The organism is Shewanella sp. MTB7, from assembly GCF_027571385.1.
Taxonomy (GTDB): Bacteria; Pseudomonadota; Gammaproteobacteria; order Enterobacterales; family Shewanellaceae; genus Shewanella.
Map to the genome: position 1 here is coordinate 151706 of NZ_CP085636.1, position 23667 is coordinate 175372.

Here is a 23667-nt window from a genome sequence, read left to right on the forward strand (position 1 = left end):
AATACAAGAGTTTTTTTATGACTAATGCTCTGGTTATGGTTATGTCTTTTAATTAAGATATTGAAAGCGGGTAAGGGTATCTCCTTAGCCAAGCAAAGCCACTGTTAAGTGCTTTTATATTAGCTTGAAAGCCTTGTACAGCAAGGAACTGGCAATTCGCTGACCACGCATTGACCACACCTAACCGTTAGGAATGAAAAAACCGCCTTAATTGGCGGTTTTTTATTGCTTAGATATGTAAATAAAGAACGCTTTGAGTATCGTTCTAAACCGACTTGAATTCGGGAGTAACAAGACCTAATAAGAAAGGCTCCATAAAGGTTCCTTATTTGTTGATTTAAGTCACTGTATCTCAAGTTGTTACTGTTTTTATCGTCCACTTTTTGTCATCGCTTGAACGATTTTGGTTTCTTATGGCTACCTCTAGCCTCAATTCGTTTTCCTTTTTACATTTCGCTCGTTGGACATTCTTTTTTATCATCAGGTAAGCCCAGTAATGGCTATACTTGAACTGTTCAACTCTTCGAAAAAAGGCGCTTTTTGTATAGAGCTGAGGTGTTGAATTTAGGCAATAAAAAACCCCACTAAATGCGGGGCTAGTAGGATTTACATTATCGAGCTTTGTACTTTACTAAAAGAAGGTATTAATTGGTCTGCCACTGCGGAGCTATCACCAACATAGCTATCCCCCCATGTTACAACCGTACCACATTCCTTCAGTGCGATAACCGATAATTCTGTTCCATATAGACTACTCACACCGGAGGAGATCTGTTCGCTAACCGTTGAAGTATCAGCCCCCCAATTGTCAATCCCCCAGAATATCAATGAACCGTCACTTTTAAATGCTGCAAACACACCTGGCTTTGAAAAGACATCGACGACATCAGAGGCGAGTTGTGAGGCAACAGCAGAAGAGCTCCCTCCCCCAGCGGCATGGCCCCATGTCACTACTGAACCATCATTTTTCAGCGCCGCAAAAGCCGTTCTATTTGAAAAAATCTCTTTTACGCCTCCTGAAAAATCCACCCATCCGCTGTTGCCACCGAATTCAGAGTTTCCCCATGTCACCACGTTGCCGTCTTTCTTTATTGCGGCAAAAGTTTGTTGATTAGAATAAATTGCCTCTACACCGCCAGAGAAGTTCACTCCTGCGCTGTTACCGCCTTGTCGTTCGCTTCCCCATGTCACCACGCTGCCACCTTTTTTTACTGCGGCAAAAGCGGTTCTAGTTGAATAAATCTTCTCGACACCGCCAGTGAAGTCTACTCCTGAGCTGTCACCGCCGTTGGTGATATTCCCCCATGTCACCACGTTGCCGTCTTTTTTCACTGCCGCAAAGGCATAACCATTTGAATAAATCTTCTCGACACCACCAGTGAAGTCCACTCCTGCACTGTCACCGCCGTTGGTGATATCCCCCCATGTCACCACGCTGCCGTCTTTCTTTACTGCCGCAAAGGCATTATCATTTGAATAAATCTTCTCGACACCACCAGAGAAATCCACTCCTGCACTGTCACCGCCATAGATAGAATTCCCCCATGTCACCACGCTGCCGTCTTTTTTTAATGCAGCAAAGGCGATAGCAGTTGAATAAATCGTCTCAACCCCGCCGGAGAAGTCCACGCTCGCACTATCGCCTCCATTATTAGCATCCCCCCAGGTGACCACACTGCCGTCTTTCTTTACAGCAGCAAAGGCGGAAACAGTTGAATAAATCGTCTGGACTCCACCAGTGAAGTCCACTCCTGCACTGTCACCGCCATCGATAGACTTCCCCCATGTCACCACGTTGCCGTCTTCTTTCACTGCCGCAGCAGCTCTATCAGTTAAATATATCTTCTCAACCTTAGACACTTCATAAACACCATACTCAGCGGTCTTTTGCTTATAAGCATCCTCACCCGTCACTTCTAGACGAATATTAAATCCAGAATCACTGGTTTGATATGTGTAAGTTGATGCAGTCCCTGCAGTTAAGCCGTTAATCATCCACTTGTATTGGTACTTAGTTGTGTCACACGTAGTGCAAGTCACTTTGGCTGTCAGTGTACTGCCGATTGTAGGTTTACCCTCAATCGTTAGCGCAGTTATTTCAGGGGCTTCATGTGGCTCAACATTAATGGTGATTTTCCCGTGCGCAAATTGCGTAGGAGCATGGCCATCTTTTACGGTATAAATTAGCTTATCTTGGCCGAACTTGCCCTCGATAGGTGTGTAATTAAGCGTATCACCTACTATGGTAACAACCCCTAATTCTTCACCTCGAACACTTACTAGCGTCAACGTTAAGCCATCAACATCGGTAGCGTCAGTCGATACGTTTGAGAGCCAATCAAGACGAGTAGCAAAAGTGCTGCCAGCCTCTACTCTGACAGTAAAGTCTTTCGCAATTACAGTGTGGTCTGCATCAGGGTTCACACCTATCACAACAATTCCCTGAGTGCTTAGCTCTCCATCACTGACGGTATACGTTAATAGCGCCGTTCCCATGAAACCATTCGGGGTGTAAGTAATCGTTTTACCAGCCAAGGTTACGGTCGCTGGAAGAGCTACTCCTTGTAAATTACTGACTGTCAGCTCACTGTTTGCTGTTTCGACGTCAGAAATGTAATCTTCTAAGTTGATGCTCACGGCTTCGTCGTGCAGTGTTGTTAGCTGGGCAATATTTGCAACCGGTGCGTTCGGGTTGTGATGAATAAACTCAACTTTAACCGTACTCATTGCTATGCCACCCTTACCGTCAGTGACTACATAGGTGAAGTCATCTTGAAGGCCTTGTGAGGGCGATGGCGGGGTGTAATTAATGACCAGTGGATTGCTTGCATCTATTGCAACTGTACCATTTTCGCCAAAAACATCGATTAGCTGTAACTCGTCATTATCTGTATCGACAACAGACGTTGTGACATCAATTAAAATAGGACGGAAGTCATTATCTAATATGTTTTTGATAACGATTGGCTTTGCGGTCGGTATCGCATTGCCTGGCGTTGAATTACTGACGGTTACGGATATTGAGCCTGCCGCGTAACCTTGCTTACCATCAGTAATGATGTAGGTAAATTGGTCTATTCCAGTGAAACTACCGGGCGTATAATCAATCGTGGTCGCGCCAGACTTTATCGCTCGGTTGTTGCTGCTGTAAATGTGAGCAATGCTCAATGTGTCGCCATCTGCATCACTGATTAACCCGAGTGTAGCGAGGTCTATAGACCAAGTCGGGAGCGTTTTACTATCAATGTTTTGTGCAAAATCTTTTGCTACAGGAAGGGTATTAGGTATGCTTGGGTTAGCCTCTCTTGAGGTAATAACAATAGATGCGAGCGCATAACCACCTTGACCATCATCAACGCTGTATACCGCTTGGTCTACCCCTACAAAACCCGCAGGCTGAAAAGTGACAGTGTAACCATCTTCGCCTAACGTAAATCGGCCAGATGCTGTAACCAGATGTTTTATCTGTAGAGCATCGTTGTTGATATCCAAAATGAACTGATTTAAATCAACATTAACACTTTGATTGCTTAGTGTTTCTAAGATGACATTTTTTGCAGACGGCGGCGTATTAACATCAGGCTCGCCCGTGTCTTTAGCGTTGATAGCAACTAGGACTGTAGATGTAGAGGTTAGCCCACCCCCTTGAATTTCATAAGGTAACGATGCGATGCCTGATGTCTTGGCTGAGTAATCAAAACCCGTCTCTGTTTCTTGAGTGATTTCACCGAGTCCATTGCTATCTTGTACGTTAGTCAGCGCCCAAGACGATATGTTTACAGCCAAAACTGCATCAGCTACATCAACAGTCAGAGTATCACCTTCGATTAGCATAACGGCTTTAGGGAGGGCTCTTAATGATTCAGTTGTCGGAATCGTCGGTGGCGGAGTCGGCGGCGCTGGCTCATCAAGCAATCCTGAGTCATCCCCACCACACCCCATTAGCCCGAACACGAGCGAGGTGATAATCAGTGTTTTTAAATGTAATTTGTTTTTCATCATTCTATTCTCCGACGCGGTCTTTTTACTATGCATCATCTTTGGTAAATACTTCATATAATCGTGGGTGATTTAATTTCAAACGGCTGAACAACCATTTCCACACGTCGATTCATCGCTCGGCCCATTTCTGTGCTGTTATCTGCTACCGGCTCCGATTCGCCTTTACCCAGCACGTTAATTCTGGCCTTATTGACCCCCTCGGTAATAAAGTAATTCGCTACCGAGTGTGCTCTTCGCTCTGACATCCACTGATTATACTTTTCAGGCCCAGTGCTATCGGAGTGCCCTGTAATCGTGATAACCGAAGTTGGATATTGAGCTAAAAATGCCAAGGTTTTCTCAAGCGGCTTAGTGCTGACTAATTGACTTGAGTTGTGAGCGAAAATTGTATCGCTATCTACACCTGAAACAATATAGGTCTTTACTTCCACGGGTTTTTCAATAATCACTTCAACCAACTTTTCCTGAATAATTGGTTCTGGTTTTGGCGAAAAACCAAACCGCCAACTCACACCAATAGTGGCTAAGTGGTGGTCGGAAAAGCCAGCGGCGCTATCACCCAATGATTGAGTGAACTGGTATTCAGCACGTAGGGCTAGATTATCCGTCAGCGCATAAGATAGTCCTGCACCAAACACTGGTGAGAATCCATCGGTATCTACATTATTTAAGCCTTTCACATCGCCCATCCAGCCCGCACCGCCCACTTTAAGGTAAGGGTACAGGTTATCCGTTACTGGATAGCCTAAGCGTGCACTCATGACACCTTGCTGAAACTCAGCAGATATCTGACCATTGTTGTAATTTGCATAAGCTTTACCTAAATATTGATAAGCAAGCTCAGTAGAAAAGTAGCCGTTAAACTGGTAACCAAGGTGTAGACCACCGGATAGTCGGTTTCGAGTGCTATCGTAAGACGCCTCATTGCCTCCATTAGCGTAATAGCCTTGTCCGATATCAACACCGGTATACCAAAAGTTCTCTGATGTTTCGGCAACGGCGTGCGATAAGGGCGCTCCACAACATAAAGCAAAAATAAGTGATTTTTTCACAAAACAAACCTCCAAAAAATGAATATTTTCAAATAAAACACTGCTAAAAAAATTGACAGTAGGTCAATATATTGACAGCGGGGTGGAATGTAATCTAAAAAATATTGATTGGCTATAATATTTGCAATCAATGTCATTATTTGACTTTAATAACAATCATTTAATTAGAGGGTGGTTAATTAGTTGGTAATCAATTAATCAATTAATCAATTAATCGATAATTGGTCGGTGGTTAATTGGTGTTGTTAATACAACCATTTCGCAAGACGGCGGTAGAATAGGTATGGCTAGCAGATTTTAGCACATCGAATTTTTTAGGTTAATTAAGGTAATGTGCTTTTTTACCTTAGTTTAATTGTGCAACTTTGTGCAGTTCCAGTTTTTGCTAATATGCTCTGCAATGCCCGTCTCTTCTCGATCTTTGCGATCACTCACGATCTTTTTTACTTCACTGTTTTTATCTACACTCCACGGAAAATAGAGGGTTTTTAAATATTATCAATTAGTTAGGTAGTTTTGGTTGTATGGGTTTGATCTTTCATTTCTGCACAAAACTGCAATTTCTTGCACACTTGTGCAGAAATATACAATCTGTTTTACCTTATTGCAGCCCATACGGGGCGTGGCTTGCAGCCTTTTCGCATAGCAAAATATTTCTGCAATTTTTTAGTGTAAAAGCCCGCAGCTTTGGGGGGGGAGTTGTGCGGATTCCGTGGGTTTTACGTGGCTCTGTAGATTCCGTGGGATGAAGCGGTGTGCTTCGCTATGATGATTTCATGCTTTATTTGATATGACGGCACACAAACAATTAGGCACGCTGTAGAGCGTGCCTAATTCGTTTAAAGACTGGTTTAAATAAGAGGGGAGAGCGTGGTTTGCAGTTGCTTGGCTGTAGATGATTGCCCGGTGAAGTCACCAGCTTGAAGTGGGGCGCTGGTTGGCGTTCCTGACTTGCTAGAGGTGTGTGTGTGACTGCTGGCCGTCTTGGCCAAGGTTTCAACCACAGACATGATCTGCAATAAGAGTTGATAGATGTTGGTGTCTTTGCTGCCAGCCCAATGAGTTTTAGCAATAGACTGCCTGAGGTTAGCAACGGTCTCAAGCAACGAACCGTTCGCTAACAGCTCATAGTCCTTGTCTGTGCCAAGCTGCAGCCCTGACAAACCAAGCAAGGATAAGATGTTAGCCTGAATAACACGATGCCCTAAGCTGCTTTCAGTATCATGCCCATCAACTTGCCTCGTATGCTCTCCTAGCGTCTGATTAAGGTGATCGGTATTCAACGTCATTCCCTGACTAATGAGTGCGATTGCCTGCTCTGAATGAAGTTGCTGACTGCCGCCAGAGTCGATTCGATGGAAGCCTTCATTAAACTGAGTGAGATGGTCACCATAATCCACGCCTGGCATTGACCAGTTCAGCCCCAAGATAGTGCGCACAAATGGCTGATGGGTATGGCCGAACGCAAAGCCCAGTTCAACCACACAATCAGTTTGAGGGTAAGCAAATTGGCCTTGGCCATGATGTGTTGCACCAGGTAGTGGAACATTGCGAAACACCGGCACTGCTGTGTTATCGCTGCCATCAGGATTAAGCAGCTGCACATCAACCCCAAATGCGGGCCGATAGGCAGTTTGGATATGTCCTGGTGAAACCGCTTCGCCAATCGCAACCACGCGGCCCAGTAGTGCCAAATGGGTCAATGATGCCAATTCTGGAAACTGTTGTTTCATATCGCGCTGGGTGGCACTCTCCTTTTTGTGCCATTGCAGTGTTAATTGGGTACCGTCAAACAGCACGTTCCCCACTCGTTGCCCGTTGAGCATACAATCAGGGCGCACGGCGGGCAGCATGGGGATCTGCACTCCAGTCGCTACTTTCTCGCCAGAGTAAAGACGTGGGTCTAAGTCTATAGGGCGTGTTGCCCAATGGCATTCATCCCAATCACCAAGCCAGATAGAACCATCTGGCTGACTGAACCAGGTATAACGCTTGATAGCGAACATAATGCCCAGTTGAGCCATCAGCGCGTAGCCGGTGCCGGCGTGAGTCATGTTGGCTATCTGCTTAGCTGCATCGATGTCACTGCAGCAAAACACCAACCCGGTTTGAGCCGTTATGTTATCGAGTAAGTGCTGTAATGTCGGATGCACCATTGAGATTGGTAAGGTGCTGGCGAGGATGGCGGCAGGTTCACGTATAATTGCACGATGATACACTGCAGTCATTTGTTCCGTTGATTCGACAAACCCTGTAAACCAAGTGCGTACTTCATCATATCCAAGTTCGATTGATAGCAGCTGGCCAACGTTTAATGCTGTGGTCGCCGTGACAACTGCTCGTCCAGCGGTGTTATTGCTGAGCATTGCTTTGATGCTGGCTATGGGGGTGACTCGCTCACCTTGTCTTAATTGTTGATGTAATCTCACAGCGCCACCTTATTCGACCTAATCAGTGCCTGTTGAAACTGGGCTTGATCGACTTGCTGGGCAGAGCTGCTTCCTCTTTGCGTACGACTCTCCTGTTGCTCTGCGACACTCTTTACCTCACGTAAGGTAAAACTGATATTCCATGCCATTAAATTGATTTGCTCGGATAAACTGAGAGTGCCTGCAAATTTGACCTGACGGCACTTGATGATCCTTGCTGTGCCGTTGCCAATACGAAATACTTTTCGACTGCCGTCTTTTTCTGTCATGCGGCTCAGCTCAAACAGTCGCGCGGCAGTTGCCTCGTTGGTGTAGCTCAGTTGTCCAGAGACTTTGAGCTCCATGGCTTTCACTCCTTCTTCGGCACTGTCAGCCATAGCACTTCGACCTGAAACATCGGTATCGGCGAGGGTTTGTGACACACTGAGCGTCATATTATCCAGAGGGATCCCTTCGCCATCGAGCGTGAGCATAATGGTCATAGGCTTTCAAACTCCGCAATAGGGGTTGCGTTGATGATGACGCAGGCCACAAAATAATTGTGCGCCGGCAAGGTCATTGAAGCGATGGATTGCTCAAGCTGTACGGCATTCCCTGCCGATTTCCACGACCACAATTCATGTGTGCCTGGAGCTTGATCCAATATGGCTTGATGATGCTGTTTAGCCGTGTCGATTTTATGTTTAAGTTTGGCCAATTGTTCTGCTATGGGGTTAGGTTCGGCAGCAATAGCGTCTAGTGCAATTGTGCTGATTGCTGTTTACGGCTAAACACGCTGTGGTGATAGGGCATTTTTCGCCAATAGTTGCTCTGTCTACTTGGCTGCAAAAAATTATCTTGCTCGAGGAGCGCTTTGATTCGAGCAGCCTCGCTATTCCACCAAGAGAAGCCGTACTCATCCTGAAATCCTGCTAGTTTTCGAGACAAACCATGAAGATCGTGAGCAAAAATAGCATGCATGTAAGCATGCCATTGTCCCGCAGGAATACGCACACTGTTAAAGGTGTGTTGATGGGAGTTGATGAGTAATATTTGCATTGTTATATGTCTTAATTAATTTTACGCAGGATTGACCTACTGAACTGAAAACACTTTAGTGACATAAATGTGTTAGACAGGAGCCGGCAATAGTAGGTCATTGAGCAACTTCTTATTTATAGCTGTAATTAATACCTATGATTTTTAATACTCGTGAATTTTCATATGAGATCCTAAATTTCTTTTTAGATGTATCGGCCATGATCCAATACGCATATATCTCAGAGCCCCTTAAGAGTTCCATATGCTTAGATGTCCCCGCAATGGCATATATTTCATTCAGTTCATCAACAGTGATAAGCGAAGTGATGACTTTAGTTGCACTATCATTTGTTCCTACTACAGCAATTGCGTCATAATTAGACCAAGGTTGAGATAAGGTATATACAGTCGAGCCACTCGACGCAATGACTCCTGACCAAAGAGTGGTTTTACTTACCGTTCGGTTATGGTGCTCGTGTATCGCAGCGGCTTTGCCATTAGCAGCGTTAATACCTGCGGTACCTCTATCATAAGCAGCCTTAACAGCACTTGAAGTTGCATAAGTAGTCGTAGAAGTCGAGCTTACTGATGTGCTAGCTCCCCAGTTATTTACTGCACTTAAGCCCACTTCTGACTTGTTCGCCCAGCGTGTTGCGTAGACAGGGATCCCTGAGATTTGTCCCCATGTATGGCTATGACTTGCGTTTGCTTTGCCTGATGCCAAACTGTAAGCAGAATCTGCGCGCGTGTGGGCATTAATAGCCCGAGTTCGAGCGTCCGTAGCGTGGGCATATGTTTGTTGCACTGCCCCTGCCGTTGCGTACTTCACGTCACTCGTATCCGATACAGAATCAGTGGCTCCCCAGTTATTTACGACACTTAAGCCCACCTCTGACTTGCTCGGCCAGCGTGTTGCGTAGACAGGGATCCCTGAGATTTGTCCCCATGTGTGGGCATGGCTTGCGTTTGCTTTGCCTGATGCCAAATTGTAAGCTGAATCTGCGCGTATGTGGGCATTAATAGCCCTGTTTCTTGCGTCTGTAGCGTGAACATATGTCTGTTGTACCGCTCCTGCCGTTGCATACTTCACGTCACTCGTATCTGTTACAGAGCCTGTGGCTCCCCAGTTATTTACGACACTTAAGCCCACCTCTGACTTGCTCGGCCAGCGTGTTGCGTAGACAGGGATCCCTGTGATTTGTACCCATGTGTGGATATGGCTACTCGGTGGCATAGTTGCCGGCTTACCTGATACTTCTGTCCATGATGGCCAGCGAGTTGCTTGCACAGGTATGCCCTTGATCTGTGCCCATTGATGATCGTGCATGACTCTGGCAAATAATGATTCAGCCTGAGAAAGTGACAGTGTCTCAGTGTTGTCCGTTTTAAAAAACGCATCGGTGACACGGCTATAATTGATTTTGTCATTGACCTCATAGCCAATATCGTTAATCACACCCGCTTGGGTGACAAACCAAAAAGCACTGACCAATTGACCATTACCATCATTATCAGTGACGTAAGGCTTAGGGGGATATTCGCCACTGGATGCATCATAGGGCCCGAGATCGAGCACCATGCCTTGACCAATGGATATGGCCAAATCTAAACGGCTTTTCAAACCTGCGGTGACCGCTGAGCTCGGCACTGTGTCAGGATTATCATTCGTGTCATCTTGGCTGATTTGAACTTTGGCGATGTACTGCGTATGAGGATCGTTATGCTGCTTATGTTCCTCGAGAAGCGTTTGCTGCCGCCTATCAAGCCAACGATCACCTTGACGCTCAGCAAGTACCGCGCAGTAATGCTGTACACCTGCCTCATCAATATAGTCAACGGGTTCATCATTGGACTGGATGACGGTTAAATCACTTTCCCATGCGCCGGTCGCAGTACCCGCTTGCCACACATCGATGATAATGAGCGATTTATTTGCATCAGGGATTAATGCCATTACGTCGGTATCGACCCTGACGCCTTTGATATAAGCCACGCCTGGCATGAGTTGATTATCTTGAAAGAGAAACGCATCGCCGACAAAGGCGCTATTGCCGACACTTTGTATGTTCGATAAGCGCTCATCTTGCATCAGGCCTGCGAGCCGCTTGGCATAATCAATGGTCCATGTCCGCTCACTTACACTGATATGAGTTGCCGCAGCTGCGCCACTGTATGGCATGATCATGGTTTTAACGATGCTGTTGCCAGTTTGTCCAGGCGTAGAGGCAAGCTTATCTTCAACGCCCTTATATATCGCCATGGCGATAACATTATCGATACTGTTGATCAGAAACATAGCATTAAAACTAAAGTCGCCCACGCGGGTATCGAGCAGTAGCGCATATGCCACTGCATTGTGATTGATCGCAGTGATTTGGTTTACCTCAAGCTTATGGCGGTGAACCACCCAATCCTCAAGATAGCTTATCTGATCGCGGTCAACGGGCTGTTCAGGATCTAAGCCTGGAATGTTTGCCAGAATAATGGTGTCGAGAACGACTGCAGTTTTGTTGAGCTCACAATGTTGGCGGTATTGTTCAAATGCAGTGGGTATGATGTTTTGACTCATCGAACACTCGTTAATTAGCGACGTAAACGTCATGGGTAAAATGGATGCATCCGGCATAGATCTGTATCGATGCGTGGTGGGTGACTTCATAGCGATAGCGGCGGCAGGTGCGGCCATAGAGCTGAATAATGGTTGCGACTAGCGCTTGGTTTTCGCTGATAGCGTTATCGGATAGTTCAATGGTGATCACGTCCCAATCGGTATTGGGTTGGCGTTGCTTAATCGTGACGTGCCCCAAACCTAGGCGCTCAAAGATCTGTTTAAACCCGATGGCGCTGCCCGCATCTTGGTAGTTGGCCCAAGCGTATTTCACCCGCGTTCTAAATAGTGCATCTGGCTCTTGATACAGTTGTTTCACCCCCCGCTCCCAGGCGAGCAAATGCAACACTTGGATATGACAGGTCAAGGGATCTTGTTGCGATAAGGGAAACAGTAAAACTTGTGTTAACTTTTGCCAAAACACTCGCAACCCTCTAATTAAAAACATCGGCTCCTTAGGTGTTAATGGCAAGGTTTCACCGTCCATCCACCATGGGGCTTTTGCTAGGGGGACAGTAGGGGCATAGTCGTCATGCTTCATGGTGAGCATTCTCAAGAGTAAGAGACTGTAAAGCGGGGATGTTCATGGTGCTTATGATGTCGTCTTCGACAAAACGTAGACCGCCTAAGTGAGGCAAGTCGTTGTGACATTCAGCAATGAGCTGCGACAAGCTAAACGTACTCATCGGCCACACTCTGCTAATGCTACTGAGCTCACCGTGCTGGCGAAAAGCGGCGTGGATGCGCAGGGTTATATCATCTGATAATTGTGCGACATGTAACGCTGTCGCGGTGGGTGCTGGCCAGTATGAAGCCGTTAATGCAATAGGTTGGCTTGGCATTGCCATGACACGCATATCATCGCCGTGGCCGTGATAGCCCTTTGCGATATGAGCGTTTGCGGCATCAATGCTCGCTTGTGGCACATCACCCACATCGGCAAAAATATAACAGTTTGCGGTACCAGGCCCCCGGGGCGCATCATGCTCAAAGTAAATATGATCAACACGCACCCCTGAACTATTGGCGACAATATCTCGATACACGGCATCAATGTGATAATGACCGGCAGCGCCGTAACGGTTACGAATACGCAGTGACAGTGCGTCATCCGTTTCTTCATCTGCACCAGGCTGCGTTATCCAATCGGGCTCATTGCTGACAAAGGCTATGCCCTCAATGGGGACACGCAGCCGGTTAAAGTATCCTGCAGAGAGGTTATGGTTCTGGCCATTCACTGTGGCCATACAATCAATCAAGCTTGAGGGCTGCTCTGCCGTTATTTGGGTATCGTGCAAGGTTATTAATGACAACACCACACCGTTAATCGGGGCCGTGTCGATAAGGGTATTGGCTGAAACCATGATAACGGCAGTGGGCTCCAATTTTGTGAATAGCACCCGCCCCAATGTGGACTCGTCTTGGTGACGTTCAAGTCCAATATCACTGGCTTTTAAGTCTAAATAAATCTTCTTCGCTGTCGCCACAAATAGGTTTGGCAATACATGTTCAGCAACCAAGGTGTTGGTTAACCACATCGTTGGGGTGACAACCACGGCTTTTACCAGTCTCCACCAAGGTGACATGGCGCGATCGTTCGCTATTTGACTGCCAGCAGCGGTAACGGCCTGCGCTAACCTCTCGGTGATATCCGCATCCGTTGTGGGGACTCCCGATTCAGCTAACACTTGCTTAAAATCCACTTTAGGCACGTTCATTATGCAATTCCAAATTCAAGGTAATAGGCTCACCCGTATTGACGGTAGCTGTTAATTGGTAGGTTTCATGGTCTATTTCATTCACCCAAATGCTGCCGGCTTGAATGCGAAGATCATTCTCAACCAGTAATTCGATTTCCGTTAACACATCGGCACGCTCTGTACGGCTACGATCCCCTAGTAATTGACGGGCTAAACCCGATTCCATAATCGTGTGTTTGATATCCTGGCTAATGGACAGAGTGTTCATGGTTTGGATGGGCTGACCGCCGTCATCAAGTACGAGGCCACCGTCTTCAATGAGCCAATCAATGTATTTATCCAATGGTCAACATCCTCTGTTCATCAAGCCCCAATAAGCTAAATTCTGATAATGCTTTGTGGATATGAATATCACCGGTTGTCAGTGAGTTAGAGGCGCGTTGTTGCATGCTGTATTTGCGCTGCTCCTCTAAAATACCTTGTTGAGGAACTGGGCTGAGTGTTTGCTTTAAGGGATCAAGGTGCTGGATCGTATTAATGGATTGAGTGAGTACCGGTTGAGCCGGCGCGATAGCCGCCATCATTTCAGTGTGATAATCATTATTGCTGACGTTGTGATTAACCGTGGGCTGAATGCTTTGCACCTTGTTTACATCTTTGATAACAGGGCTTGCCGATACGATATTTTCCATTGGGAACAAGGGCTGAGCCAGAGCCGGAGCTTGTGCAACTTCGGTGTTATTCTCATTATTGTTGTACTGATAATGAATAATGGATGGGATACTTTGCACCTTGTTGGACTCTGCCACTGTGGGGCTGATAGCAGCAGGTGTTTGAGTTGGTATTAATGGAGATAATACCGGCTGGACACTTTGCACCTTGTTGGACTCTGTCACCGTGGGGCTGATAGCAGCAGGTGTTTGAGTTGGCATCAATGGAGATAACACCGGCTGAACGCTTTGCGTCTTATTGCTGTCAGCCACTATCGGGCTAGCAGGCTCTAGGGTGATGGTGGAATCATCACGCACGAGGGCGTCGATTTTAGGCAGTTCTATTTCAATGCCAGGGATCTTATTGAGCAGTGAAATAACACCGTTAAACAGGTTCATCAGTCGCTCACCGATGGCGCTGAAGAAATCCCCAATCATGCTGCCGACCATCATACCGGTAGAGGCAAAACCCGCGAGTTCATCATTGGCATACTGCAGCGGCGTTAACCATCCGGTCATCGCTTGCCAAACACCGGTGACACAATCCCAAATCCAGCTAAATACGGCGCCCAGTGGTGCAAAAGCATCAAATAGGCCGGTTGCCCGTAATCCCTCAACAAAGCCACCAAAAAACGCTTTTATCGGCTCCCAATAGCGCATCACCATCATGCCGCCAATCGCTAATCCCGCAACCAATAAGCCTATCGGGTTTAGGCTCATCACCAGGTTTAACATGGCTTGGCCAGCGGCTAATGTTTTCGTGACGGCGGCTTGGCGAATACTGGCCAGTGTTAAGCCTTGCAGCATCCGTGTCATTGAGGTGTATCCGTTACTGACCGTCATCTGCAGCGTGATTAATTGCCCATAAGCAAAGAGCTGGGCCCGAGTCGATAAGGTTTGTAGCCATTGGGCACCGGTCAGTAATTTCGTTTTCGCTGTACTCAGTACATTGGCAAGCGTGTAGCGCCCAGTGGTTACCGTGAGGGTTGATAATACCGATTGGACTAATGTAAGTACGGGCGACATGGCTGTCATGCCAACACGCATCATCGCAATACTGGCGCTACCAAGACTAATGGCGGTGGTGAACGCGGCGATAACCAATACGGTAGCAATCACTGCCGTGGTTAACTGGGGAAACGCTTGGGTAAAGTCATTGATCCAATCAATGCCGGTAATAAGTGCTGAGCCCACAACGGTCACAACGGGCATGACTGCCTGACCAATATTCTCACTAAAGGCAGTCCAACTGCCTTGGAGTTGTTTAAGCACATCGGTGTGGTGCGCGGCCATGGCATCAAGTTCGTTAGTGCCATTGGATAGGTTCATTTTTGACAGTGAAGACTCGAGCTTGTCACTCTGTCTTAGCAAAGTCTGGAGTACCATACCTGCATCACCAGCAGTTTGGTCTAACAACTCAAAGTCGCTACTATTTAGATCGCCAAACTTAGTTTTTACTTGATCTAATATGTCTAGAATCGGCCGCATTTTCCCCTCAGCATCGAGCGTACTAATGCCTAACTCACCTAATTTACTGCCTTCTCGGATAAAGGCTTCATAGAAAGATGATGCATCTCCTTCGCCATATTCAGTCTGTTGGATCACTCCCATAATGGCCATTTGCTCTGGCAGGCTAATATTATAGTTTTTCGCCAGAGAAGAAATAGACTCCATGCTGCCTGCCATTTCATCGGCTGACACACCAAACTCTTTGGCCGCAATGGCAGTCATGTTCGCCATGTTAGAAATGAAATCGACTTTACCGATTTTATCGGCTTCATCTTGATAGGTATGGTACAAGCGGCCAAGGTATTTGCTGACCTGAGCCACATCAGATCGCGTTGCGTTCGCAAGCTTTGCGGTTGCCGATGTGATTTGAGCCAGCTCAGTCTCATTCACATCACCAATGGCGCGTTTCATGGTGGCAGCATGGTTCACAAATTCACTGCTTGTGCCGCCAAAGTCTTTGGTGAATTGCTGGGCAGAGTCACGAATTGCGCCCAGCTCACCATCAACGCCTAATGCCTTGAGTGCACGTAAACTGCGCTCAAGTTCGACATTAGGCATGATGGCCGCATAGATACTGGCACCGGCACCCATGGCGGTACCCACACCCGCCACCATATCGTCAAAGTTACCACGCAGCTTTTCTTGAAAGGCAAGGGTGCGTTGATTCAATTGCTCAAGGTTGCCACCAATCTTACCAAGCCCACTGGAGAGCTTATCCTGTAGACTGATCTTAACCTTTAAATCTTCGCTTTTTGCCATTACTGCCCCGTAAATGCTTTGCTTATGCCTATTGCGGTTGCCATGCCCATTGATTGCCAATGATGCTTATCAAGCCACAATGCGGTGGCGAGGTTGTCGTCTGAGTCATTCTCATGGGGCAAGTAGTGCTGGCGTAGCGCCAATAACTGCCCCAAAGGATTACTCTCTAATGCCTCAACGGAGGCCATTATTTTTTTATGGACACCTCAATGCGTGGTGCAAATTCAGCAATGAGCACTTCCCCCATGATTTGCGCAGCGGCAGGGTTGTCGGCTAAGAACGGACTGAGCTGCGCCTTTTGTTCGGGGTCCACGGTGCTTTCTAATAACTGGGTGACAGCACCGGCAGGGTTTTTACCTGAGCCGTTAATTAACCGGTTATACGCTTGCATGGTGAGGTTAAATGAAAAGTCGATGCCGGCAGCGGTTAAGGTGATTTTTGTCATGATGGTTTCCTCTGTATTTTTAATTCAATCAGCTCAAAAAAGTGCTGAAATTGTTTTTCCATATTGCGGTTAATTTGCTCGGCAAATTTATCCAGATCTTGTTTCTTGCAGTAGTGCTCAGCGACGATACTTTTGAATTCATTCATTTGGTCTTTGTTCTGTTCAATCGCGAGTCGAATAAGCTCCATTTGCTGAGCGTGATGACGAGCAATGGGCACCACAATGGCGATGATGGTGCCCATGACCGCCAATAGCAGACTGATGAAATCAATCAGTGAAATGGTCATACGTTCCCTTTTTTGAAGAGGCTGTTTTTAGGGTTGGCGCCCATCCAAAAATTAACCACCGAGGCGGTAAAACCAATGATTTGGCCAAAAATGAACATGGCCATATCACGGTTCTCTGCGGGGATGGATTCACGCACAACCACATAAGAGATCAAGGCGGTCATCAATAAAAAGGCGAGGGTAAGCACGGACACCATCGGGTGATCTTTATTGTTGAGGCGTGCATCTTGTACATCGTTAATCAATCGTTGTTCACTGGCTGCGGCGGCCTGTATTTCACTTAACTGCAGTTGGATTAATTGTGCCTTGTTCTCAAATTCCAACTTTTGCAGTTCAATTAACAACTCAGGGTGAGCATTGAGCGCATTGGTGATATCGGTTGGGGTCGCTGGCACACCGAGCGCCCCTGCGATTAAGTTACCGACTTTCTCGCCGCTACTGCCTGCGAGTAATGAGCCCAGTAATGGCGCGGCACTGCCAATGATGTTTTTTACGCTATCCCACATGGCTATGTCCTTCATATTGCGCTAGCCATTGCCCTGACAGCATTTGCTGCTGATGACGTTTGGCGCGGTTAGGTGTTTGCAGTGCCCAGGTACTGTCCATCATTTCAATGGCGGCATCGGGCCAGCGATCACCCGCCACCGCGTTGAGCATCATCTTGAAATTGGCCAACCCCGTGACGCCCATTTGGTACGCCATCGAGACAAGCACGGCGCGGCGCGCATCGTTGCAATTAGCCAGGGCATTGCAGATCAACGGGTGTCGCTCCATCGCGGATAGTGTTTGCTCGATAAGTGACGTTAACCAGGTATCGCAAATCGCATGGGTGAGCCTGAATTGGTAGTGTTCAAGCGGGGCACCTTTGGGCCCAATGCGAAAACCATCACCAATGGTGGGATAGCCTTCTGTGCACAGATATGGGACGAGCTTTCGTCCCTCTTCAACCTTGAGTAACGTGATGATGTTGGCCATTAGAAGTCCCTCACATCGTCTTTTGATAGGTAATTAACGCCATCAATTTTGATGAAATCGGGGCTTGTCACAAAGCCATCCAATTTGGTTTTGCTCTTATCGGCACCGCCGTTATCGAGGTTGATTACGTCGGTGAGTTTAATTTTCACGCCAAACACTTCAATGTGCTGCTCTTGCTTGAATGCCTTGCCAAAGCAGTCAATATCAAAGGGCTCAATATCACGCCATGAGCCGGCACTTTTGGCCACTTCGGTTAATAGCGCGAAGTTTTCACTGTCGAGCTCAATACTGACAGCCGCTTCGACGCTGCCACGGGTATAACCATTGGTGACACCTCGCGTCATGGCCACTTGGGTGTTGTCAGTGATTGAAACACTGAGTGTTTCAATCATGATGAGCTTGCCGCCTAAGCGGATATCAAAATTCATTGCACTGAGTTTCATTACGCGGTTGCTCCTGTGTCGCTTAAATCCAGCATCACGCCAATGTCGATGGCCTTAGGTGAGTTCCATGGTTGCACCTTAATAAACAAGCTCAACGTGCTGTTACTTTGCCAAGTCAACCCGATGGCATCGCTTTCTGGCGGACGTATTTCCCCCTCAAACGGGGTGTCACCAATTTTTATCCCCTTGGACATGTCGCGCAGTGGCTTAGCAAAATAGCTTTTGGCGGCAGCGGTACTACTGGCAGAGTTATTGAGGCTACGGTCAGCAATGCGAGGAATGGCCAATAGACGAACGCGGCGGGCCGCTTTCATCAAGGGACGTAAATACTCAATCACCTGTAAGTCACCGCCCTCGGCATCCAAGGTGCGACCATCCGCCCAATAGGTACCGGCGTAATCAGGGAACGTGGCAATGACATTGAAGCGGTTTGTTTCCAGGGCTTGCAAGGTGGCGCTATCAATCTCACTATTGGTGCTATCGAGTACTGCTTGACCTAGGCCAACGAGTGCCCCTGTTTTGACTCGCATCGGACTGTCGGCAATGGTGACATTGCGGTTACACAGTCGCCCAGCTAACACGCCTAAGTTATTGGTGTGGGTTGGCGGGACTAACATGACCGCTTGCGCTTTAATGCCAGTTTGAAGTGCGGCCATTATCGCTAAGTATTGCGCCCATGTTTCGCTGGCAACGGCGGCTTTGCTTTTTGCCGCTGCAGTGCTGAGCAAGCTGCGGGTTTGCAACATGATAAATGTCCAGCGCGCCCACGTTGATACCAGTTGGATATGTAAGGTGTTGGCAGCGCTAATGTCATCTGCAGTGGTAATGGGATCACACACCACAATGGCTTCAAATGAGCCGGTTAACTGCGCCGCTAAGGTGGCTTGGCTAAAGGTTTGGTTTTCAGCCAATGCCCAAATAGCCGCGGTCCAGTTTTGGCCGCCATTGAGTTGGGCGGCGGTGACCGTGGTCTTTAATGGGCTATCGGTGGTGAATAATGTATTGATGTCCGTTTGCGCATTAATGGCTATCAGGCTGCCTTTATTGGTGATGTTAGCCGCACCGATAAACAGAAAGTGACGTTCAATTTCATTGCTTTCGCCTTGGCCTTGGTTGAGTAAACTCACATTGATTGTGGGATACATGCTTTTATCCTATTGATTAATAAATTGACGTATTTCAGCCATGACAACATCAGGATGTGTTCCTAGCATTTGCCTGGGTGATAAGGTGATATTCCAGCGCGATTTGCCTTTGGTGCCCCGCAGGTTGTGCAGCTGCGCCACGCATTGGCGTTCCGTTAGGTTTTGCTTTATCCAACTGAGCGTGGGCGAGATGGTTTTACTGCGCCCTTTGGCCATGGCTTTGGTCGTGGTATAGCCAGCTTGCTTTAAGGCCTTGGCGAGTTTTGAACTTGGCGGTCCATCATTTTTGCGTTTGTACATCCGAGCCATTTGAGCGGCAGTGCGTTGTTGTTTAAAGCCGGCGTGTTGTTGACGCGCGATAACGCCACGAAAGCGGGTTTTAAACCGAATGAGCACGCTGCCATCATTTTGCAAACGGTAGGTGAGGTGTTTGCCCATGCCTTCAAGTTTGCGGCCTTGGGGCTTTTTACGCTTACGTTTTGGGGCATGCCAAGGCTTACCCTCTGGGGTTAGGCGTTGCTTGGTGTGCTGACTGTTGGCTTTGACCGCCGCGCGAGCTATGCGCCTATTAAGCTTTTTGCGTTGCTCACTGTTAAGGCTCATTAACTGCAGTTGTTCAATCAGCTGGGCGGCTTGCACCTGGACATTAATCATCAGTGGTGCCCACCGTAATATCGATACTGTCTGCCACCCTGAATATCGGGGTCGTTAAGGCATAGTGTTGACCATCAAAGGCGATTGAGCCGCTCGCATCACCGACCATGCTGATGAGCTCACAAAACATCACATCGATGTCAATATCAATGGTGTCATCATCCACTTTTTCGGTGTCGATTAAGATTTGGCTTTCATCACTGCCAAGGCGCGTTCTTTCATTATCATGTTCAATAAGCCAGGCACTGACTTGGGCAAATAAACTCGCGGTGTCGATGAGCTTAAACGGCACGTTCTCAATACGGATCGTTGTGGTGTACGTCATCCACCCAAGCTCTATGCCTACGCCGGTATCTTTGGCGGCAAGCGCAATACTTGATGGCTGCATCCAGCTTTCAACCAGATGGTGAAGGTTGCTGGGTAAGAACTGCAACACTGCGGCGGTTATGGCCTTATGCATGCGGCCAATGCCTTGGTTATCACTGTGATGACTCATAGCAGTGTCACTCGAACGTCACTCACTTCTAGCAAACGGTTGATGTGTGAGTTCGCCTCGGCTTGCAACGAATCAACACTGTCCTCTTCTTGTTCATAGGCATTGTTGGCTTCTTTACGCTGCACCACGGATGAAAACTCGGGCAATAAAAGCGATTTAGCCTGGGCGAATACGGCGCTTACATACAGCGATGACGCCCAGCTCACGCCTTGGACATTCATCCCTGCAATGTCATTCGATGAGGTGAGGTTGTCGTGTTGGTATTGAGCTTGTTTCTGGCTTAGCGTGTGATTGATGTGCGTCGCACTGTTCATCAACGCTGAGATAATGTGCGACTCATCCAGTGAAGGCGGTAGTTTGCGACTATGGATAAAATCAGCCACGACTAAATCAGGCCAGAAGATATTGCTAATCACCGCTTTTGATAAGGTGTCTGATTTACCGTTAAACATGGCTTTGCTCGCACTGTTTTCAACAATTGGGTGCGGTCAAATCAGAGTGACAAGGCCAATAATCAACATTCAATGATGTGGTTTGCTTCTCTGACCGACCGCTTTTGGGGTTGTCGTTACTGCGCGGCTAAGGCTTTCAGCCGCATTTCAATTCGGTTTCGGTGGGTCTTAACCCCGATTTTGTAATGTTCCTGCTCTGCACGTAGAAATAAGCTGTCTGCTAAGCGCAGTGTTTTTTCATCTACAATATGACTTGGCAACCCTGTTTCATGGGCTTTGCTGAGCACATACAGGCCAGCCAATTTGAAATACTTGGCGCAAAGCTGCTCTGGCAGTTTCCAATCCGTTAACAGGTGATTGAGGACAATGGCAAAATAAGGGTCGATATCGCGGCCTTGCTCAAATTGTTGGACAGCCCAAAGGTAAATGGCGTCTGCAGCAAAGGCGGCGAGGGAACGTTTAAAAGGGCTGATTTGACCTTGTTTGGTGGCAATGCCGGTATACGCTAAGGCCAACTCAAATTGCTCGGTATCAAATAGCCAGACGGTGCATTGCACCATTACCGCGTGATAATAGATTTTGCCAGACTGCAGATAACGCGTGACCTCAGGCAGATAGCGAGGCAGCAATACTTCACGTTTGTGAGTTTGTTTATCCTCTTTGCGTTCCAAACATTTTAAGAAGTGCATATCCTCTTGAAATTGGGATGTGATGCTCACAGAGTCACATGGCTTTGCACTGTCAATCTTGAATGTTTGTTGGTTACGGTGATCTGCAGCTGGCGAAATCATAGGGGTTACTCGCTCTGGCTGTTTTGGGCAGCGATAAGCGCCACGTCAATGGTTGATAACGGTGTGACTTCTGCTGAAACGACGTCTGGTTTTGCTTTGGCGTTAGCCGCCTTTGGTTCTGCCTGACTAGCTTGTGGCGTCATGTTGTCGACATCGATAACACCTCGCTCAACATCTGCGCTTTTAAGTGCCGGAGGACGTGGACCGATAATCATCGCCGCTTCATCAATGGCCGCATACGCTTCTGACTCGGGCACCGCATAACCTTCATAGCGCCACAATGATGATTCGTGCTGCTTACGGTCTTCACTGTTCTCAGATTTACGGCGACGACTGCCTTTTTGCGTATAAAGATGCAAGTTCTCAAGCAGTGTCACAACCACTCGCTTACTAGGGAAAAACGGCGGTGTGTAGGCTTTACGACCGGCAATGGTTTTACTTAATGATTGGGCAGCTTTGTGCTCAGTGGGTGTCGTTGCAGCATCAAGCAAGCGATGTTGCTCATATGACACCAAATCGGTACCGACCAGCACGACTAAGCGCGGGTCATTTTGAAACACCGGGTGAATATGGGTGTTGATCACGTCTTGCACTAAGCTATCAAGGTTTTTATAGGTGCCGTTACCCTCAACATCGAGATAAACCGGTGCAGTAATGATTTGGGTAGGCGCGGTGTTTTTTACATACTGGTGCCAACCAATGTTCACATCTTCACCCAATGGATTTTCATCAGGGTTCGTCACCGGCACAACGGAGGTGCCATTAAAGCCAATCTTTAGCATGTCCAATGCAAAGTTCTTATTGGCGTTTTCCGTCACCAGTCTAATGAACTCTTTATCAGAGCCACTATTCCCCCACGCCGCTAATACGGCCCAGGGAATACACGCACAAGAGTCCGTTTCAACTAGGCTGTATTGCTTGCCATCCATGCCCACTTTTTTACGAAAACGTTCAATGGCGCGGCCAGTGAACAATTTACCTAAGCCGACATCGACCACTTGACCTTGTATTTGGTCAACATCACGGTGGGTGATGAGCCTTAGGAATGCGTCAGACTCTAAGATTTTCTTACGCAGCTTAATTTCCATCGGCTCCGTTAAGCTAAATTGCTTAGTGGGGTCGGTGATGCCATAAACTGTTTGCAACGCCGTGGTGAGGGCGCTGAGTTGTAGTTCAGTGCGTTTAGTCAGCATTACACCACATCCTCATATTTATCCACTGCTGTTAATCCAGCGGGGTTGGGTGTTTGTCCTGGAGGAACGCCGCTTAGCTGCAACAGCTTTGCATCAAGGGCTTCCAGCTTGGTGGTTAACTGCTGCAGTGCATCTTCACCTTGTTTTAACTGGGTGTTTTCAGTTTCAAGTACCGTGATTTTTGCTTGCAGCAGTGCGAGTTCATCGGGAGCAGTGAGTGTGGCAGAGGCGATGACGGCTTCTGTTGATGTTAACGTACTGAGTTGTGTCAGTACGCTATCTAACTTCGTGTTGAGCTGGTTTAGCTCATTTTGGGTTTCTAGGTCGGGCATAGTCTCATCCACTTTAATCGGTTGTCTTTGAGGGTCGGTACTGAGCTGCTTGATGGCGTGAGCCATTCGGCTAAACACGCCTTCATGTTGTGTAGCCAAGGCGCTTAATTGAATTTCGTGAGAAGTGATCAGCAGTTTCTGTTGTTGATTATTGAGGTTATCGCTGAGTTGAATGCGGTCTAAGCCAAGGCATGCCGGTGCATCGGTGAGTGACGCGCCTTTGATATACGCTTTGCTTGAGCCAGCAAACTCGGCATCTATTTCAAGGGAGACATAGCAAAGTTGTTGGCGTTCATTGAGGCGCACCATGTCACTGTAAGGGCGTAACTTGGCATAAACAGACACCACGCCATCTGTCGCGGTTTCGGCTTTTAACTCAACAATGTCGCCCACTGGAACACGGTCATAGCTCCATTCGTATAAATGAACGGGATAAATACGAGCCTCATAAACATCAGGGCTATAAGCGGCGACGGCATCGAGTAGTAATTGTGGCTCAACCATGCGTTTATCAGCGGTGAGTCCTGATGTACAAACGCAGATCCAATCAGTGAGTAGTTTTGCCATGTGTGCGTGATCACGGTGGTTATTTTTGCCAAGGATAATCATGTTTATTTCGGCTGACACCTTGATAAATTCCGCGAGGTTCCGATTTTCAGGCTCTA

General features: G+C 47.4%; 24 protein-coding genes. All 24 read right to left on the bottom strand.

Features of this window, described 5'->3' with window-relative positions; genetic code table 11:
• Positions 1–606 precede the first annotated feature (606 nt).
• Positions 607–4002 carry an RCC1 domain-containing protein gene (locus tag HWQ47_RS00680; protein WP_269969304.1) on the bottom strand — a complete coding sequence of 1132 codons (3396 nt, stop codon included), beginning with the start codon at positions 4000–4002 and terminating at the stop codon, positions 607–609.
• Between the two features lie 50 nt (positions 4003–4052).
• On the bottom strand, positions 4053–5054 hold the full coding sequence (locus HWQ47_RS00685) for an OmpA family protein (protein ID WP_269969305.1): 1002 nt from the start codon (positions 5052–5054) through the stop codon (positions 4053–4055).
• An 851-nt stretch (positions 5055–5905) separates the two neighbouring features.
• Positions 5906–7483, bottom strand: a complete 1578-nt coding sequence (locus HWQ47_RS00690) for a hypothetical protein (protein WP_269969306.1) — start codon at positions 7481–7483, stop codon at positions 5906–5908.
• Complete coding sequence (locus tag HWQ47_RS00695; protein WP_269967203.1) at positions 7480–7965, bottom strand: baseplate complex protein; 486 nt, start codon at positions 7963–7965, stop codon at positions 7480–7482. The genes HWQ47_RS00690 and HWQ47_RS00695 overlap by 4 nt, the downstream gene beginning before the upstream one ends.
• The gene (locus HWQ47_RS00700) at positions 7962–8180 is read right to left on the bottom strand and encodes a hypothetical protein (protein WP_269969307.1); all 219 of its coding nucleotides are present in this window, start codon (positions 8178–8180) and stop codon (positions 7962–7964) included. The genes HWQ47_RS00695 and HWQ47_RS00700 overlap by 4 nt, the downstream gene beginning before the upstream one ends.
• Positions 8181–8218: 38 nt before the next feature.
• A complete protein-coding gene (locus HWQ47_RS00705) occupies positions 8219–8521 on the bottom strand; it encodes a hypothetical protein (RefSeq protein WP_269969308.1) in 303 nt (100 codons plus the stop codon).
• A 112-nt stretch (positions 8522–8633) separates the two neighbouring features.
• Positions 8634–11072, bottom strand: coding sequence for a phage tail-collar fiber domain-containing protein (locus tag HWQ47_RS00710; RefSeq protein ID WP_269969309.1), 2439 nt, complete (start codon positions 11070–11072; stop codon positions 8634–8636).
• 10 nt (positions 11073–11082) lie between these two features.
• Positions 11083–11652: a phage tail protein gene (locus HWQ47_RS00715; RefSeq protein ID WP_269967198.1), complete on the bottom strand. Its 570-nt coding sequence runs from the start codon at positions 11650–11652 to the stop codon at positions 11083–11085.
• On the bottom strand, positions 11642–12829 hold the full coding sequence (locus HWQ47_RS00720) for a baseplate J/gp47 family protein (protein WP_269969310.1): 1188 nt from the start codon (positions 12827–12829) through the stop codon (positions 11642–11644). The genes HWQ47_RS00715 and HWQ47_RS00720 overlap by 11 nt, the downstream gene beginning before the upstream one ends.
• The gene (locus HWQ47_RS00725) at positions 12816–13154 is read right to left on the bottom strand and encodes a DUF2590 family protein (protein ID WP_269969311.1); all 339 of its coding nucleotides are present in this window, start codon (positions 13152–13154) and stop codon (positions 12816–12818) included. The genes HWQ47_RS00720 and HWQ47_RS00725 overlap by 14 nt, the downstream gene beginning before the upstream one ends.
• On the bottom strand, positions 13147–15789 hold the full coding sequence (locus tag HWQ47_RS00730) for a phage tail tape measure protein (protein WP_269969312.1): 2643 nt from the start codon (positions 15787–15789) through the stop codon (positions 13147–13149). The genes HWQ47_RS00725 and HWQ47_RS00730 overlap by 8 nt, the downstream gene beginning before the upstream one ends.
• Positions 15789–15977 carry a DUF6890 family protein gene (locus tag HWQ47_RS00735; protein WP_269969313.1) on the bottom strand — a complete coding sequence of 63 codons (189 nt, stop codon included), beginning with the start codon at positions 15975–15977 and terminating at the stop codon, positions 15789–15791. The genes HWQ47_RS00730 and HWQ47_RS00735 overlap by 1 nt, the downstream gene beginning before the upstream one ends.
• On the bottom strand, positions 15977–16234 hold the full coding sequence (locus tag HWQ47_RS00740; RefSeq protein ID WP_269967194.1) for a putative phage tail assembly chaperone: 258 nt from the start codon (positions 16232–16234) through the stop codon (positions 15977–15979). Before HWQ47_RS00740 ends, HWQ47_RS00735 begins: the two co-directional genes overlap by 1 nt.
• Positions 16231–16521 carry a hypothetical protein gene (locus HWQ47_RS00745; RefSeq protein WP_269969314.1) on the bottom strand — a complete coding sequence of 97 codons (291 nt, stop codon included), beginning with the start codon at positions 16519–16521 and terminating at the stop codon, positions 16231–16233. Before HWQ47_RS00745 ends, HWQ47_RS00740 begins: the two co-directional genes overlap by 4 nt.
• On the bottom strand, positions 16518–17027 hold the full coding sequence (locus tag HWQ47_RS00750) for a hypothetical protein (RefSeq protein ID WP_269967192.1): 510 nt from the start codon (positions 17025–17027) through the stop codon (positions 16518–16520). Before HWQ47_RS00750 ends, HWQ47_RS00745 begins: the two co-directional genes overlap by 4 nt.
• The gene (locus HWQ47_RS00755; protein WP_269967191.1) at positions 17017–17496 is read right to left on the bottom strand and encodes a glycoside hydrolase family protein; all 480 of its coding nucleotides are present in this window, start codon (positions 17494–17496) and stop codon (positions 17017–17019) included. The genes HWQ47_RS00750 and HWQ47_RS00755 overlap by 11 nt, the downstream gene beginning before the upstream one ends.
• The gene (locus HWQ47_RS00760; RefSeq protein ID WP_269967190.1) at positions 17496–17939 is read right to left on the bottom strand and encodes a phage protein; all 444 of its coding nucleotides are present in this window, start codon (positions 17937–17939) and stop codon (positions 17496–17498) included. The genes HWQ47_RS00755 and HWQ47_RS00760 overlap by 1 nt, the downstream gene beginning before the upstream one ends.
• Positions 17939–19084: a DUF2586 domain-containing protein gene (locus tag HWQ47_RS00765; protein ID WP_269967189.1), complete on the bottom strand. Its 1146-nt coding sequence runs from the start codon at positions 19082–19084 to the stop codon at positions 17939–17941. The genes HWQ47_RS00760 and HWQ47_RS00765 overlap by 1 nt, the downstream gene beginning before the upstream one ends.
• Positions 19085–19093: 9 nt before the next feature.
• The gene (locus HWQ47_RS00770) at positions 19094–19738 is read right to left on the bottom strand and encodes a hypothetical protein (protein WP_269967188.1); all 645 of its coding nucleotides are present in this window, start codon (positions 19736–19738) and stop codon (positions 19094–19096) included.
• Positions 19731–20234 (bottom strand): phage tail protein, encoded by a 504-nt coding sequence (locus tag HWQ47_RS00775; protein ID WP_269969315.1) that lies wholly within the window; start codon positions 20232–20234, stop codon positions 19731–19733. The genes HWQ47_RS00770 and HWQ47_RS00775 overlap by 8 nt, the downstream gene beginning before the upstream one ends.
• Positions 20231–20686 carry a head completion/stabilization protein gene (locus tag HWQ47_RS00780; protein ID WP_269969316.1) on the bottom strand — a complete coding sequence of 152 codons (456 nt, stop codon included), beginning with the start codon at positions 20684–20686 and terminating at the stop codon, positions 20231–20233. The genes HWQ47_RS00775 and HWQ47_RS00780 overlap by 4 nt, the downstream gene beginning before the upstream one ends.
• Positions 20687–20802: 116 nt before the next feature.
• Entirely contained in the window at positions 20803–21477 is a 675-nt protein-coding gene (gene gpM / locus HWQ47_RS00785; protein WP_269969317.1) for a phage terminase small subunit, read from the bottom strand.
• Between the two features lie 5 nt (positions 21478–21482).
• On the bottom strand, positions 21483–22670 hold the full coding sequence (locus HWQ47_RS00790) for a phage major capsid protein, P2 family (protein ID WP_269969318.1): 1188 nt from the start codon (positions 22668–22670) through the stop codon (positions 21483–21485).
• Positions 22670–23629: a GPO family capsid scaffolding protein gene (locus HWQ47_RS00795; RefSeq protein WP_269969319.1), complete on the bottom strand. Its 960-nt coding sequence runs from the start codon at positions 23627–23629 to the stop codon at positions 22670–22672. The genes HWQ47_RS00790 and HWQ47_RS00795 overlap by 1 nt, the downstream gene beginning before the upstream one ends.
• Positions 23630–23667: the final 38 nt, after the last annotated feature.

Excerpts from the sequence above, each read along its gene's own strand:
- HWQ47_RS00680 (WP_269969304.1), bottom strand. The coding sequence starts at position 4,002 with ATGATGAAAAACAAATTACATTTAAAAACACTGATTATCACCTCGCTC.
- HWQ47_RS00695 (WP_269967203.1), bottom strand. The coding sequence starts at position 7,965 with ATGACCATTATGCTCACGCTCGATGGCGAAGGGATCCCTCTGGATAAT.
- HWQ47_RS00705 (WP_269969308.1), bottom strand. The coding sequence starts at position 8,521 with ATGCAAATATTACTCATCAACTCCCATCAACACACCTTTAACAGTGTG.
- HWQ47_RS00710 (WP_269969309.1), bottom strand. The coding sequence starts at position 11,072 with ATGAGTCAAAACATCATACCCACTGCATTTGAACAATACCGCCAACAT.
- HWQ47_RS00715 (WP_269967198.1), bottom strand. The coding sequence starts at position 11,652 with ATGAAGCATGACGACTATGCCCCTACTGTCCCCCTAGCAAAAGCCCCA.
- HWQ47_RS00720 (WP_269969310.1), bottom strand. The coding sequence starts at position 12,829 with ATGAACGTGCCTAAAGTGGATTTTAAGCAAGTGTTAGCTGAATCGGGA.
- HWQ47_RS00730 (WP_269969312.1), bottom strand. The coding sequence starts at position 15,789 with ATGGCAAAAAGCGAAGATTTAAAGGTTAAGATCAGTCTACAGGATAAG.
- HWQ47_RS00735 (WP_269969313.1), bottom strand. The coding sequence starts at position 15,977 with ATGGCCTCCGTTGAGGCATTAGAGAGTAATCCTTTGGGGCAGTTATTG.
- HWQ47_RS00740 (WP_269967194.1), bottom strand. The coding sequence starts at position 16,234 with ATGACAAAAATCACCTTAACCGCTGCCGGCATCGACTTTTCATTTAAC.
- HWQ47_RS00745 (WP_269969314.1), bottom strand. The coding sequence starts at position 16,521 with ATGACCATTTCACTGATTGATTTCATCAGTCTGCTATTGGCGGTCATG.
- HWQ47_RS00750 (WP_269967192.1), bottom strand. The coding sequence starts at position 17,027 with ATGTGGGATAGCGTAAAAAACATCATTGGCAGTGCCGCGCCATTACTG.
- HWQ47_RS00755 (WP_269967191.1), bottom strand. The coding sequence starts at position 17,496 with ATGGCCAACATCATCACGTTACTCAAGGTTGAAGAGGGACGAAAGCTC.
- HWQ47_RS00760 (WP_269967190.1), bottom strand. The coding sequence starts at position 17,939 with ATGAAACTCAGTGCAATGAATTTTGATATCCGCTTAGGCGGCAAGCTC.
- HWQ47_RS00765 (WP_269967189.1), bottom strand. The coding sequence starts at position 19,084 with ATGTATCCCACAATCAATGTGAGTTTACTCAACCAAGGCCAAGGCGAA.
- HWQ47_RS00770 (WP_269967188.1), bottom strand. The coding sequence starts at position 19,738 with ATGATTAATGTCCAGGTGCAAGCCGCCCAGCTGATTGAACAACTGCAG.
- HWQ47_RS00775 (WP_269969315.1), bottom strand. The coding sequence starts at position 20,234 with ATGAGTCATCACAGTGATAACCAAGGCATTGGCCGCATGCATAAGGCC.
- HWQ47_RS00780 (WP_269969316.1), bottom strand. The coding sequence starts at position 20,686 with ATGTTTAACGGTAAATCAGACACCTTATCAAAAGCGGTGATTAGCAAT.
- gpM (WP_269969317.1), bottom strand. The coding sequence starts at position 21,477 with ATGATTTCGCCAGCTGCAGATCACCGTAACCAACAAACATTCAAGATT.
- HWQ47_RS00790 (WP_269969318.1), bottom strand. The coding sequence starts at position 22,670 with ATGCTGACTAAACGCACTGAACTACAACTCAGCGCCCTCACCACGGCG.